Below are 12,585 nucleotides of genomic sequence, written 5' to 3' on the forward strand. Positions count from 1 at the left end.
AGCTGATGGTAATGTGGCGTTATCCTAATTTAATTTAAAGAAATAACTATTTTTTTATAGCCCTACGCAAGTTAATAATATTATTGGGATTTAGCTCCCATTGTCTCATAAGTTCTCTTTGTCTTGTTTTTAAGTCTTCAAATGGTTCTTCCACCATGTCGATTTTATTAAATTTCCCTTCGAAAACTAAAGCATTTTTTATCTTTTTATATCCACCAAAACCTAAGTCATCATTTAGTAACCAGACTACTCTCTGTATTTTTGCAAATAAAATACCACCTGTACACATTGGGCACGGTTCCAACGTGCTATAAATAGTAAACCTCTCATTTTTTATTTTTGCATCAAACATTGCTTCCCCTGCATTGCGAATAGCGTCTAACTCTGCGTGAGCTGTTATGTCTTTTTCTGGATGCACTCTATTCCTTCCTCTTGCAATGACATTATTATTTCCATCAACAATAACTGCTCCTACTGGATATGTGTTTTCTTTTAATGCCTTTTCTGCTTCTTCCAATGCCATCTGTAAAAAATATCTATCCCTCTCAAAATTCATATAGATCCCTCTTTTTTAGATGAAATTATGTTATGGAAATTCCTTTCGACTATCATACTAGCTTCTATCAAGCTAACAAAGTCAGCTATTCTTTATGCAACGGATAACATTTTCATATACATTTAACTCAGTGGGTTTTGGTAAAGCTTATTTTTCTACACATTTTTCAAAAATAAAACTCTACTACCGCCATTCCCATCATAATTTGTATGTACCGATACACCCTCTATCTCATCATCCCCAGCCTCAATTTGAAAGCCAATCTCCCTATGAAACTGTATCGATTTTTTATTAACTGGTGACGTGATTGCTTTTACAACTTTACGGTTATTTGCACGTGCGACATCAAAGAAATACGAATACAATGTCGATGCAATTCCTCTTCTTCTATACTTCGGATTGACACCGATAAAATGAACGTACGCTTCCTCTTTATGCGTTTGTGAGAAGAATCCGCATAAGAAACCTAACGTTTCTCCCTCTTCTTCAATAATAAAACTCGTTTCTTGAAAGTGAATGAAGAACAATTTTGGCAACATGACAGCCATGTCTCTCCCGCCCCACCAATCATTTAAAACAGAATGAATCTTTACATAATCTTCCCCTTGGATGTTTCTTACTCGCATATGTTTCTCCCTCTCACTCACTTCATTTTTTCATAAATTTTAATGACTGTTTCTACTAATAGGATGAATACCCATATCCCGCAAAATACGAGAACTGACTGAAATATAGAACCTAGCATAACAATACTTATTAAACCTAATTCTGGCCCTGAAATGGGCATTTCATCAAATCCTATATTATGTATAAATGGACCAGTTGAAAAAGCCATTAAAATAGATCCTATTAAATAAATCACACTCATTATTTTGAATATTTTTATAGAAAGATACGAAGTTTGTTCTTGCTCCACTTGTGATAATTCGATTTCACCGCTCGCAATTCCTTTTTGTAAACAGTCCTCACATAGAAATTCTTCCTTAATTTTTTTACCACCGTGCAATGTACCTGTAATTTCTTTACAGCGCGAACACTTTCGATTTATCATTTTGTTATCACTCCAATCTCGTAAGATTATACTTATACAATTCTGTTTTTACCTTATTATTCCTTTTGTGTATTTTATAGAGAGGTGACGTGTTTTATGATATCTAAACTTATTTTTGGTTATAAAAAGCCTACTGAGCAATATGTATTACGGCCTAGTTGTTATGCAATTATTTTTAACTCAACTTCTTCAAACATTGCTATTATCCAAAAAGGAGACCGTTATTTTTTACCTGGTGGCGGTATGGAAGGTACCGAAACAAAAGATGAATGCTTACATCGTGAACTACTAGAGGAATTAGGATGGGCAATTGAAATTAATCAATATATCGGTAATGCAATGCGATATTTTTATGCGGAAAAAGAAGATACATATTATTTAAACGATGGATTTTTTTATATTGCGAACATGGTGCAGACACAAACTGAAAACTATGAGGAAGATCATGTTTTGCGGTGGATGTCTCCTTTACTTGCTGTAGAGCTTCTCATTCATGATCATCAAAAATGGGCTGTTGAACAAGCGCTTTTATTACAAAAACCAAAAGGATCTCCTTCTATATGAAAGAGATCCTTTTTATTGTTAACTTACTTTTTTCAAATTGAGAGCTGGCTTTTTGATTCCACCCTTTTTTACAACATATAAGCCGATAAAGATTATAAGTCCGCCAACGAGTTGCATCATGTTGATTTGCTCTCCGATAGTTACTGCCGCGAAGATAACTGCGAACAATGGTACAAGATACATATAAACCATTACTTTCGTTGAGCCTATTTGACTAATACCGACATACCACATTGCTAGCCCAAAGATTGTCGCAAAAATAATTGAATATGCTAGTGAACCCCAACTTGGCATGTCTACTGGCCACGTTAATGTGTTTACGTTGAATAAACAGTATATAACGAGAGGTACAATTCCAATTAAAGTAGACCATGATGTGACTCTCATTGCGGAATATTTTGTTATAAGAGGTTGCGCTAATATTGGATACCATCCCCACGCAATCGCTGCGACTAATCCAATTATGTTTCCGAGCCACGCATATTCGTAAGTAGTTCCTCCTGTATGTCCTGTTAATAAAACGAATGCTGCACCAATAAACGCTACTATTGAACCAATTTGTACTTTCATCGAAAAACGTTCTTGTTTGTGCAATACTGCTAATATCCCTGTAAAAATAGGTGACATCGCAATTAATAATGAGGCGTTCGTTGCTGAAGTATATTTCACAGATAGCATAAACATCGTTTGATACATTGCCGTACCAACGATACCGACTGCTACTAATCGTAACCAATCTTTTTTTTCAATACGTAATGAGCGTTCCATCATAAAAGTGATAAGTAATAATACCGGTGATGCTACTAAAAATCGTAAACTATTAAATTGAATGGATGACATATATGCCACTCCATACTTTCCTATTGTATAATTTGCTCCCCATACTAATGCAACTGATACTAGGAGCCATTCCATTTGCCATCGTTTCATCCGAATCTCCCCTTCCCTATTTAGCATAGTAAAATTGGCTGGATATAACACCGTCCAATTGGCTGTTTTTTTACCCAGCCAATTTGCTATACTTGATGTATATAAGAGATACGGAGGCGTTTTTTATGGAATGGAAACTAGATAGTGACAGTAAAATCTCTATTTATCAGCAAGTTGTTGACTTTATTGAAAAACGTATTACATATGGAGAACTTCCTCCAGGAAGCTTCCTCCCTTCAGAACGGAAATTAGCTACGCAGTTAAATGTAAACAGAAGTACAGTAACGACTGCTTATAATGAACTACGTGCTATGGGAATTGTAGAGAGTACGACTGGTAAAGGAACACGCGTGAGTACACATATGTGGGGTGTTTCTCCAACATTAACGCCGAACTGGAGAAATTTCGTAGAAGGTGGTACTTTTTTACCAAACTTACCACTACTTCGCCATATTCGGGCAGAAGTACAACAAAATGAAAATATTATTGATTTTGCAAACGGAGAGCTCGGTTGTAATCTTTATCCCCACGATCAACTACAAGCGATTTTACGTGAACAACCGTTAACGCATTCATTAAGTTACGATCATCCGCAAGGCTATCTCCCGCTAAGACAAGCGGTCGTAAAATATATGAAGGAATATTTAAAAGTTGAGGCGACTGAACAATCCATTATGATTACATCTGGCGCACAGCAAGCACTTCATCTTATCGTACAATGTTTATTAAATCCAGGTGATGCTGTTGCTTTCGAAAGTCCTTCACACTGTTATTCCCTGCCTCTATTCCAATCAGCAGGTATTCGTATTTTCCCATTACCTGTTGATGAACATGGGATTAACCCAGATGATGTACAGGAGTTATATAGAAAACACCGTATTAAAATGATCTTTTTAAATCCAAATTTCCAAAACCCTACGGGAACGATGCTTCATCCAAACCGTAGAAAAAAACTATTATCACTTTGTGCAGACTTACGAATTGCGATTGTGGAAGATGATCCGTCTAGTTTACTTACGCTAGAAAAGAAACAACCTTGCCCTACTTTGAAATCAATTGATGAAAATGGAACTGTCATTTATGTACATTCTTTATCAAAAATGATTGCACCAGGCTTACGAGTTGGTTGGCTCGTTGCCCCGCAGTCTGTAGTAGAAAGGTTATCCGACGCAAGGCACCAAATGGAATTAGGTATGAGCATTTTCCCACAGTGGCTTATGCAACAATTTTTTGAAACTGTACCATTTCAGTCGCATATCGTACCGTTACGAAAACAACTAGCAGAAAAAAGAGACGTTATCGTCCACGCTCTAAACGAGCAACTTCATGATAAAATCTCTTTTTCAAATCCGACCGGTGGAATATACATATGGGGAAAATTAAAAGAACCGATAAACGAAAAACAACTTATTATGCAAAGTTTAAAACAAGAAATTGCTTTTATGCCAGGTAGTATTTTCGGCGCAAAAGATGGTTATATACGTTTATCTTATGGAAAAGTGAATATTAGTCAAATTGAGGAAGGTATTTCTCGTTTGCGGGAGGCTATTTTGGTTTGTGAAAAATAACGTGAGATAAAGCTTTCTCGTTTGACAAAAGAAAAATCTACCATTATTATCAACACGAACCTAGTTATAGGAGTGATAAAAATGAAAATTTACGTTGATGCAGATGCTTGTCCTGTAAAAGATGTAATTATTTTTGAAGCTACGAAGGCAGAAATTCCTGTTACCCTCGTTACTAGCTTTTCTCATTATTCTAATGCTCAGCAACCAAAAGGAGTAGAAACAATTTATGTTGATTCTGGGGCAGATGCTGCAGATTACCGAATTATGCAGTTAGCAAAAAAAGAAGATTTAATCGTAACACAAGATTACGGTCTTGCTTCGCTCGCTTTAGCAAAAGGCTGTATCGTACTACACCATAAAGGCTATAAGTATACGAATGATAACATTGAACAATTGTTACAAACACGATATTTAAGTGCAATGGTTCGAAAAAGTGGTAAACGTACAAAGGGACCGAAACCATTTACAGCAGAAGATAAAGAGAAATTTAGAGCGCTCTTTAAAAGTATGATCTCACTTTAAAAATGAATCGTCTATTTGCTAGGAAAACTTCGCAAAACAAAGAAGAGAATATCGTAATGAACATTCTCTTCTTGAGGTTTACCCGTTTAAAATGAAGGTAAATTATCTAAGTTATTTTCTTTTATTCCATCCGGTTCACTACGTATAATATCTCTGCCATACTTATGAAATACGTCCACATGAGCTAACTTCCCTGATTTCGCTTCATTAAGAGCAGTCATATAATCTAACTCTCTCCCGCTACTTGTTTTAAACGCTATTAAATCTCCATCATCATTTTTACGAACAGCAACAATTTGTTCTGCTCCTGTATTGACTTCATGGCCTACTTCAAATTGAGCTTGCTCTTCTCCTTGATGTAAATAATCATTATACACCTTTTCAAAGTCTTTTTTGTCCATAAAACTCACCTCCAACACATTTTATTAGTATGGTTGGGAGGTAGTGGTTTTATGTACTTTTCTCTTAGAAAAACGTATTTTTAATACCTACGCAACCCTTTCAAAGTCTCCAATATATCATCTGTAAAGGCTGTGCTACCCTCTGTCTCTAAAACTCTAAAATATAAACTTCTTAAGAAAGCTCTAATATTTTGTACTAAAATATCATATTGAGGATGCGGGATGTCTTCAACAATTGCTATACTATGTAACCAGTTGCTCCACTCTTCTTCAGTTAAAAGATTTTGGTTACGTAACGACATAATTGGTGCTACTAATCTCTCATCCTCAAAGTGAATGTATACATAGTCATGTAAGCGTACCTTCTGACGAACGGCAGCTAGTATTGCATATGAGAACTCACGATTTTGGATTGTACGCGCTAAAGCATCAAGCGCATCTGCTGCATGTGCAGTAGAGTGTGCCCAGCCTTTTCCTTCTACGTAGCCCCTTACATCTTCTTCTAAATATACATATTCCAACACTTGTTCTGCCACACTGTACAATTGTTCTTCCGATAACAACGGTTCTCTTTCATGAACAGATAAAATAAGTGGTGGAATTAATACGGAGAATGCACGTTTAAATACAGAGTCTGTTCCCTTTTCACCAATTTTATAAAATAAATAATCAGGACTAATTGCTTGTAGCATTAACCCTCGTAATTCTTTTTGTCTAAACACATCATTTGTAATCCATGTATGAAGCGTACTATAAATTAAATCATCACGTAATTCAGCATCTGGTGATCCGATATAATCTAGCATCCACTGCGCATACGGATATGCATCTACGTCTTCTGGTACAGCATAATTATTATTTTTAATTTGTAGTAGTTCTTCTTTTAGTTCTAGTACTTCTGTCATTTTTTTATCCCCTTTAAATTTCTCTTCCTAAATTATTCCCTATTAGTATCATAAAATTAAACCCATTCTTAACGCAATATAAAATGGAATCATTAATTATCTTCACTATGTAACAGTTCTTCCAATGTTGCTTTAACTTCTTCTTCTAATTCATTAATCGTTCCGCTATAAAGTGTTCCTATGCTACTACTTTTTCGATATCCTTGGTAATAATACCAAAGCGAAATAGTACAGACTTCCCATGATTTTGAAGCATCATATTCAAAATTAATTTCTGATCTATATTCATACTCTAAACAATTCTTAGATGTTAGTTCTTCTAATTCATCACCGTCTATATCTCTTTTAATTGACAGCTTCAAATTTAATTTACCATTTTGCGCAAAACGTTCTTCATATATTTTTTGATACTTACTGCAAATGTCTTCACTTATACTCTCTAGTTCCATTATTTTTTGTTTTAACTGTTCATTTATCTGTTCATTTTTGATTTCTAAATATTGTCCATCCTTCTCTTCATTCACTTTATTATTTTTTTGAAACCATCTAAACAAATGTTCATTCCCCCTATATAAACTGTATTAATGTCTTTTAAATAGAACTACTGGATCATCAAATTTACTATTTTCAAATAAAACATCTGCAAGTTCTTTCGGATTATGCTCATCTATATACAACTTACAGGCCGCATGATATCTGTTCAAAAACATCTTCTCTGCTTCTTCATAACTTCCAAAAGCTTCAGTTTCCCGCTTAGCACCACGTTTTCTCGCAATCTCAAAATTTGTATCTACAAAGATTTTGTAATCAAATAAATACGCAACGTCTTTTTTCAATAGAAACGTTCCATCTACTATTAATATCATATTTTGCGTGGCCAATAGCGGCTCATTATGTACAGACATATCCGTTATTAAGTTATGAGAAATCGTTTCATACTGTAAATTCCCGTTAGGTCCTAAAGGCATTAATAATCTTTCTTTGAAAGCTGTATAATCGTGTGCATCTTCATAATACCCTCTTGCAGATTCTTTTCCTTTTGCATAGCGAATCACTCTTGGATTATGAAAATCATCAATGCTGGCGCGTGTTACTGGTAGTCCTCGTTTTTTTATTTCTTCCGCTAGTTCGTTTGCAAATGTTGTTTTTCCTGATGCTGTAATACCACTTACTCCAACTCTTGTTGGATAGGTTAAGTTTAGCTTTACAATATGATCTGCAATTTCTTTGATTCGTTGTTTTCGGTTCATGATATCTCCCTTTATAATTAGTTTACATAATATAATTATAAGTAACAATTCATGTCACTATTTGTCGGTAAATCGATATCCTTTGTCGAATCGTTGATATATCGAAAAAATCGTTGATATATTTTAAGTTATGATAGATATATTTGAAAAATCGTTGATATATTATTAGCTTACTTCCCCTTAAACCCCCGATATAAGGCCGTCCGTAACTCTTGCTTATACTCTTCAATTTCTGGCATTTCGAGTTCTTCTGCTAATCTGATAGCTAATTCAATATCATACGGTACTCGTACAAGTTGAATAGAAAAGCTCGCCGCTTCTTTTTCATTATATGTTCCTTCAAATATTAAATAGGAAGCTTGCGTTATTTCAAGTGGGTTTCCTACGCTACCGGCATTACATAACGTTTTCCCTCTGAAATTTTGAACGAACGCTTGGTGAACATCGCCGTAACAAACGACATCTGGTTTTCTTTCTCCTTCTATATTTTCTGTCAGATCACTATTTTCGAACATACTAATACGTTCTTCTCTTGAAGCGTGTGGTTGAATTCTTTCATATAAACTTCTCGGTGAAGCGTGAAACATACGAATGAGTTTTCCACTCATAAAAAATTCGATTGAAAATGGTAAACTTCTTAAATAATCATTTTGTTCTTCCGATAATTGTTTTTGATGCCATTTTAATGCTTCAAATTCAGTCGGCTTTGTAATAAAATCATCCCAGTTTCCCATTACGACTACTTCACATTCTTTACGAATGATTTCAATTGCTTCACTGGAATGAGGTCCTTTTCCTACTAAATCTCCAAGGCAAATAATGCGCTCGATTCCTCTTAATTTAATATCATTCAACACGGATTCTAATGCTTGAATATTACCGTGAATATCTGAAATTACTGCTATTTTATCCATATAAATTACTCCTTTATTTATTAAATTCGCTTGATTGATACCATTTTGGAATATAGGATGAAAAATCATTATGATCTTCTAAAATTCCATTTAATCTTTCCTTCATATCATCTAATAAATATGGTGTGCTTCGGTTTGTCCATACGATATCAGCCGGGAATATCATTGCTGCATATAATGAGTACAGTTTCCAAAAATGTAGATCAGGTTCTCCTCCGCAATAACCGTGAACTTGTCCAACCGCAAATGGTTTGCTTATATTCGTTGTAAATAGTGCTACTTTATAAAAATCATGAATAGGATCACCAATATCGAATCTAGCAAAATCAATGACAGCCCGAAACTCATTTTGGTCAATCATTATATTAGCCGGATGAAAATCGTCATGTAAAAATACGATGGGACGATTTTTTAATAAATCTTTATGATTTCCTACAAAATCTATCACTGTATTTAAACGAAAAAAGTCTACTTCATATTCTTTCAACGCTTCTAAGTATCTCTCATATTTACTCCATATAGACATTTCCCATGAATTACTTTTATCTTCTTTTTCAACTAAATGAATCTTTTTTAGTACTTCTCCAGCCTTTTTTCCAGCCCTATACTGCTCTTCTGTAGACAACGTTCTTAATATATCTTCACCATCTAATCCATCAATCCATTCAAAAACTTGTACACATTTATTGAATTTAGTAAGACTAATAAAATGAATTAATTTTGGCATAGGAATATGTAAAGAATCTAGCTGCTGCATATATTCATATTCTTCCTGCTTCCGTTCAAAATATGATGAATCGCATACTTTAATAAAATACGAGGCCCCACTCTCTAATTCAATTTTATATTTCTCATCGAATGAAAAGCCTTTTGAAATAACAGTCGCTTTTAACATACGAGGCCATTCTAGTATTCTCTCTATCTCCCTAAGCATTTCTTTCACAACGTTCACCTCTATTAATATATGTACAAACTACCTAGCACTTCATGCTCTCGTTTATTTCCACCTTTAAACTCTACTGCAAATGGATATTCGCCATTCTTATTCAAATGTTCTAGTACTAGCCCTTCTCCAATCGGTTCACAAAACTGCACATGAATATTTCCAAACACTACACTTTGACTCTCAGCATTCCATTTTTCATTTTTCACAACTGAGCTTGTAGATAGTCCCATTACTTTTTTCCATTTCCTTACTGTTTCTCGAACGTTTTTTACTGCGTAATGAATCGTTTCAATTTGTTGCACTTTGTTTTTATGTTCAGTGATCATCCCACTGTTACGTAAATCGTTTCTTCTTTCTTCGTCCGTTTCATTCCACTGTATAAAGAAAGGTAATTTCGGTCCGTTCTCTTCTTGCTTAACAAATAACATTTTCCATTCTAAAAGCCGGCCATCTTTTCTCATGCGTTTCCCTTCAAATGGCCCTATCGTATGTAAGCCGTACTTATTAAAGTTAACTGCTAGCTCCTCAATTGCATCTGTTCGGATCGCGATTTGTAGCATTCCTTCTCCATTTTGTAGTTTCGCCACTGTTTCTTGTACTAATGGATTTTCTGCTTCTTTCGCTTTTTCTTCATGCTGAACTGCTAAAAATTCTATGTATGATAAGTCAAAATAACTTAAACTATTCCAAGTACCCCAAGTAGTATGCTCTCCGCCTAATACAGTATGAAATCCAAGCTCCTGCATTTGTTTTGCCGCTTCCTCCGGTGTACATTGCACTGCGTGAACGAGATGATCAAATGCTAACATATTCTTTCTCCCCCTTTCTCTCCATCCTTTTATTGTATATTTTATTTTTCTTTCATTCAATTCAAAAACTTTAAAACCTAGTTGATTTATACGATTAATATGTATTATAATGAAACAAATTTAATTATTGCTGATTGGAAAAACCAAAGGCACTTTTCTCATACGGGAAAAGTGTCTTTTTCATTTATTATTACAGGGGGATTATTTATGCAGAAATTAATTGTCTTTGCTATTATTGGATTTTTCGCTCAACTGATCGATGGAGCACTCGGAATGGCGTATGGGGTAACGTCTACTTCACTATTATTAATGTTTGGTATTGCACCGGCTGTAGCTTCCGCATCGGTTCATTTAGCTGAAGTCGTTACAACTGCAGCTTCTGGCGCATCTCATATCAAATTTGGAAACGTTGATAAATATACAGTTTCCAGGCTTACATTACCTGGGGCAATCGGCGCATTTGTTGGGGCATGTTTTTTAAGCAATTTACCTGGTGATGTAATTAAACCGTACATTTCCGTATTTTTATTTACTTTAGGGGTTTATATTTTATTACGATTCATCATTCAAAAACAAATTGTCACTTCAAATAAGCGTATGTCTGCAAAACAACTTGTGCCGCTTGGTTTATTCGCTGGATTCGTTGATTCAACTGGTGGCGGTGGTTGGGGGCCGATTACGACACCTGTTCTTCTAGCAAGAGGAAATGAAGCTAGAAAAGTTATTGGATCTGTAGATACGAGTGAATTTCCTGTTTCACTCGCTGCAACAATCGGCTTCTTCATCTCACTTGGCTGGGAACAAGTAAGCTGGGTTTGGGTATTTTCTCTCATGCTCGGTGGTATCGTAGCGGCACCAATCGCGGCATGGCTAGTTCGCATCGTTCCTTCTCATTTACTTGGCGTATTAGTTGGTGGTCTTATTATCTTTACAAACATTCGTACACTGCTTACTACATTTAAAGTGGATCCAACTATTATTTCACTTTCTTACGTTGCAGTTGGTCTTGTCGTTATTATTTCTATTTTCATTGCTGTTCGTAATCATTCCAATCGTCCTAATACGTCAACGGCTGAGTATCCGAATGATCAGAAGCAAATGCTACCATAACTATAAAAAATACCGCTCAATTTAGAGCGGTATTTTTTATTTTTCTATTTTCCAATTAATCATCATTTCTGTAGCATTTACTCTCTTCATATGTAACTTTTCTAAAACACGCATCGAACTATAATTATCTAGAAGTGTCTCTGCAATTATTGTTTCTACCTCACCTGTTTTGAAAGCCCAATCGATTAGTTCTTTTACAGCTTCTGTTGCATAGCCCTGATTCCAATATTTCTCAATGAATCCATAGCCAATTTCTACTGTTTGATCCTCGTTTGGTTTCCCTTTAAACCCAATATCACCTAAAACGCTATCGTCTTCTTTTCGAAGAACATACCACGCCCCCCATGGTAATAAAGTTGCATCTTTTTTTACATTCTTTACATGCCCTACAATATGCGGACCGCTATTATATCCTTGCTCGTTAGCGACTTGAATCCTCTCTTCTGTACACGGCACTATATAGAGCCTTTCTGTTTCTAATTTCATTTTGATTTCCCCTTTTTGCTTAAACGTTACCCTAATTATAACAAATAATATGACTTTATTATGAATGTCGAATTATATTTTTCTGAATTTTCTTTTAATTTAGAGGGTTTTTCAATATTTTTTGCGAAACATTTGTATAACAATTTTTTCTTTGCTTATTGCTACATAATAGTAGGTTCGGGTGGAGTTTTGCAAGCGTTTCCTATACAATAACCGATATTTTTTGACTTTTCCTAACAAAATATCTTGCAATATATTCAGAAAGTCATTACAATTGCCATATATTAAAAATCTTAGCAATATATAAATCCTCATCAATCCGATGAGGTAGAGGTTGCGACTTTTAATAGTAAAACGGACGAGACACAGAGAATGTCAGCTGACTCCGTTTGAAAGGAAAAGTTGCCGAAGTTTATATTTCTTCTCTGGAAATATGAGCTGGGGCTGTCTCCGAAAGGAACAGAACTGTCACGTTTACAAAATTACCGTGTAAACGTGGGGTGCTATCTTAACGGAAGGGTATGATGGGGTGGTTATTTGTGAAACGTTCCGCCAAATTCCTTTGGCGGTTTT

General features: G+C 35.1%; 16 protein-coding genes and 1 riboswitch. Of the genes, 4 read left to right on the forward strand and 12 right to left on the reverse strand.

Annotation, left to right across the window (positions count from 1 at the left end; all coding sequences use genetic code 11):
• Nucleotides 1–46: 46 nt before the first annotated feature.
• The 3 genes from V7S45_RS14935 to V7S45_RS14945 form a co-directional block, all read right to left on the reverse strand.
• On the reverse strand, nt 47–556 hold the full coding sequence (locus V7S45_RS14935) for a nucleoside deaminase (protein ID WP_001008618.1): 510 nt from the start codon (nt 554–556) through the stop codon (nt 47–49).
• 155 nt (nt 557–711) lie between these two features.
• Entirely contained in the window at nt 712–1,182 is a 471-nt protein-coding gene (locus tag V7S45_RS14940) for a GNAT family N-acetyltransferase (RefSeq protein WP_001266062.1), read from the reverse strand.
• Nucleotides 1,183–1,199: 17 nt separating this feature from the next.
• Nucleotides 1,200–1,607 (reverse strand): DUF3980 domain-containing protein, encoded by a 408-nt coding sequence (locus V7S45_RS14945; RefSeq protein ID WP_000610495.1) that lies wholly within the window; start codon nt 1,605–1,607, stop codon nt 1,200–1,202.
• Between the two features lie 96 nt (nt 1,608–1,703).
• Here V7S45_RS14945 and V7S45_RS14950 point away from each other — a divergent pair, with 96 nt between their 5' ends.
• Nucleotides 1,704–2,171 carry an NUDIX hydrolase gene (locus V7S45_RS14950; RefSeq protein WP_025687521.1) on the forward strand — a complete coding sequence of 156 codons (468 nt, stop codon included), beginning with the start codon at nt 1,704–1,706 and terminating at the stop codon, nt 2,169–2,171.
• 18 nt (nt 2,172–2,189) lie between these two features.
• On the opposite strand, the gene V7S45_RS14955 is transcribed toward V7S45_RS14950, so the two are convergent.
• The gene (locus tag V7S45_RS14955; protein WP_000832976.1) at nt 2,190–3,101 is read right to left on the reverse strand and encodes a DMT family transporter; all 912 of its coding nucleotides are present in this window, start codon (nt 3,099–3,101) and stop codon (nt 2,190–2,192) included.
• A 125-nt stretch (nt 3,102–3,226) separates the two neighbouring features.
• Between V7S45_RS14955 and V7S45_RS14960 the strand changes: the two genes are divergently transcribed.
• Nucleotides 3,227–4,669 (forward strand): PLP-dependent aminotransferase family protein, encoded by a 1,443-nt coding sequence (locus V7S45_RS14960; protein ID WP_000454946.1) that lies wholly within the window; start codon nt 3,227–3,229, stop codon nt 4,667–4,669.
• An 81-nt stretch (nt 4,670–4,750) separates the two neighbouring features.
• On the forward strand, nt 4,751–5,191 hold the full coding sequence (locus V7S45_RS14965) for a YaiI/YqxD family protein (protein ID WP_000708757.1): 441 nt from the start codon (nt 4,751–4,753) through the stop codon (nt 5,189–5,191).
• An 86-nt stretch (nt 5,192–5,277) separates the two neighbouring features.
• Here V7S45_RS14965 and V7S45_RS14970 read toward each other — a convergent pair whose 3' ends face one another.
• From V7S45_RS14970 to V7S45_RS15000, 7 genes are all read right to left on the reverse strand, one after another.
• Nucleotides 5,278–5,592, reverse strand: coding sequence for a DUF3892 domain-containing protein (locus V7S45_RS14970; protein ID WP_000358176.1), 315 nt, complete (start codon nt 5,590–5,592; stop codon nt 5,278–5,280).
• Nucleotides 5,593–5,672: 80 nt separating this feature from the next.
• Nucleotides 5,673–6,497, reverse strand: a complete 825-nt coding sequence (locus V7S45_RS14975) for a DUF2785 domain-containing protein (RefSeq protein ID WP_000141231.1) — start codon at nt 6,495–6,497, stop codon at nt 5,673–5,675.
• Nucleotides 6,498–6,589: 92 nt separating this feature from the next.
• Nucleotides 6,590–7,051, reverse strand: coding sequence for a hypothetical protein (locus V7S45_RS14980; protein ID WP_000490271.1), 462 nt, complete (start codon nt 7,049–7,051; stop codon nt 6,590–6,592).
• A 27-nt stretch (nt 7,052–7,078) separates the two neighbouring features.
• Nucleotides 7,079–7,747, reverse strand: coding sequence for a uridine kinase (locus tag V7S45_RS14985; RefSeq protein WP_001080563.1), 669 nt, complete (start codon nt 7,745–7,747; stop codon nt 7,079–7,081).
• A 170-nt stretch (nt 7,748–7,917) separates the two neighbouring features.
• Nucleotides 7,918–8,661 carry a metallophosphoesterase family protein gene (locus tag V7S45_RS14990; RefSeq protein WP_000357656.1) on the reverse strand — a complete coding sequence of 248 codons (744 nt, stop codon included), beginning with the start codon at nt 8,659–8,661 and terminating at the stop codon, nt 7,918–7,920.
• A gap of 13 nt (nt 8,662–8,674) precedes the next feature.
• Nucleotides 8,675–9,604: an aminoglycoside phosphotransferase family protein gene (locus V7S45_RS14995; protein WP_000661756.1), complete on the reverse strand. Its 930-nt coding sequence runs from the start codon at nt 9,602–9,604 to the stop codon at nt 8,675–8,677.
• A 14-nt stretch (nt 9,605–9,618) separates the two neighbouring features.
• Nucleotides 9,619–10,416, reverse strand: coding sequence for a VOC family protein (locus tag V7S45_RS15000; protein WP_342761421.1), 798 nt, complete (start codon nt 10,414–10,416; stop codon nt 9,619–9,621).
• 99 nt (nt 10,417–10,515) lie between these two features.
• On the opposite strand from V7S45_RS15000, the gene V7S45_RS15005 reads away from it, so the two are divergent.
• A complete protein-coding gene (locus tag V7S45_RS15005) occupies nt 10,516–11,526 on the forward strand; it encodes a sulfite exporter TauE/SafE family protein (RefSeq protein ID WP_002024365.1) in 1,011 nt (336 codons plus the stop codon).
• Nucleotides 11,527–11,562: 36 nt separating this feature from the next.
• On the opposite strand, the gene V7S45_RS15010 is transcribed toward V7S45_RS15005, so the two are convergent.
• Nucleotides 11,563–12,012: a GNAT family N-acetyltransferase gene (locus tag V7S45_RS15010; protein WP_000764604.1), complete on the reverse strand. Its 450-nt coding sequence runs from the start codon at nt 12,010–12,012 to the stop codon at nt 11,563–11,565.
• 320 nt (nt 12,013–12,332) lie between these two features.
• A riboswitch (Lysine riboswitch) is annotated at nt 12,333–12,526 on the forward strand.
• Nucleotides 12,527–12,585 lie beyond the last annotated feature (59 nt).

This window comes from Bacillus sp. BR3(2024), assembly GCF_039134555.1.
Lineage (GTDB): Bacteria > Bacillota > Bacilli > Bacillales > Bacillaceae_G > Bacillus_A > Bacillus_A cereus.

Coding starts and splice junctions, on each gene's coding strand:
- V7S45_RS14975 (WP_000141231.1), bottom strand. CDS start 6,497: ATGACAGAAGTACTAGAACTAAAAGAAGAACTACTACAAATTAAAAAT.
- V7S45_RS14955 (WP_000832976.1), bottom strand. CDS start 3,101: ATGAAACGATGGCAAATGGAATGGCTCCTAGTATCAGTTGCATTAGTA.
- V7S45_RS14935 (WP_001008618.1), bottom strand. CDS start 556: ATGAATTTTGAGAGGGATAGATATTTTTTACAGATGGCATTGGAAGAA.
- V7S45_RS14950 (WP_025687521.1), top strand. CDS start 1,704: ATGATATCTAAACTTATTTTTGGTTATAAAAAGCCTACTGAGCAATAT.
- V7S45_RS14970 (WP_000358176.1), bottom strand. CDS start 5,592: ATGGACAAAAAAGACTTTGAAAAGGTGTATAATGATTATTTACATCAA.
- V7S45_RS15010 (WP_000764604.1), bottom strand. CDS start 12,012: ATGAAATTAGAAACAGAAAGGCTCTATATAGTGCCGTGTACAGAAGAG.
- V7S45_RS14945 (WP_000610495.1), bottom strand. CDS start 1,607: ATGATAAATCGAAAGTGTTCGCGCTGTAAAGAAATTACAGGTACATTG.
- V7S45_RS15005 (WP_002024365.1), top strand. CDS start 10,516: ATGTATTATAATGAAACAAATTTAATTATTGCTGATTGGAAAAACCAA.
- V7S45_RS14985 (WP_001080563.1), bottom strand. CDS start 7,747: ATGAACCGAAAACAACGAATCAAAGAAATTGCAGATCATATTGTAAAG.
- V7S45_RS14960 (WP_000454946.1), top strand. CDS start 3,227: ATGGAATGGAAACTAGATAGTGACAGTAAAATCTCTATTTATCAGCAA.
- V7S45_RS14940 (WP_001266062.1), bottom strand. CDS start 1,182: ATGCGAGTAAGAAACATCCAAGGGGAAGATTATGTAAAGATTCATTCT.
- V7S45_RS14990 (WP_000357656.1), bottom strand. CDS start 8,661: ATGGATAAAATAGCAGTAATTTCAGATATTCACGGTAATATTCAAGCA.
- V7S45_RS15000 (WP_342761421.1), bottom strand. CDS start 10,416: ATGTTAGCATTTGATCATCTCGTTCACGCAGTGCAATGTACACCGGAG.
- V7S45_RS14965 (WP_000708757.1), top strand. CDS start 4,751: ATGAAAATTTACGTTGATGCAGATGCTTGTCCTGTAAAAGATGTAATT.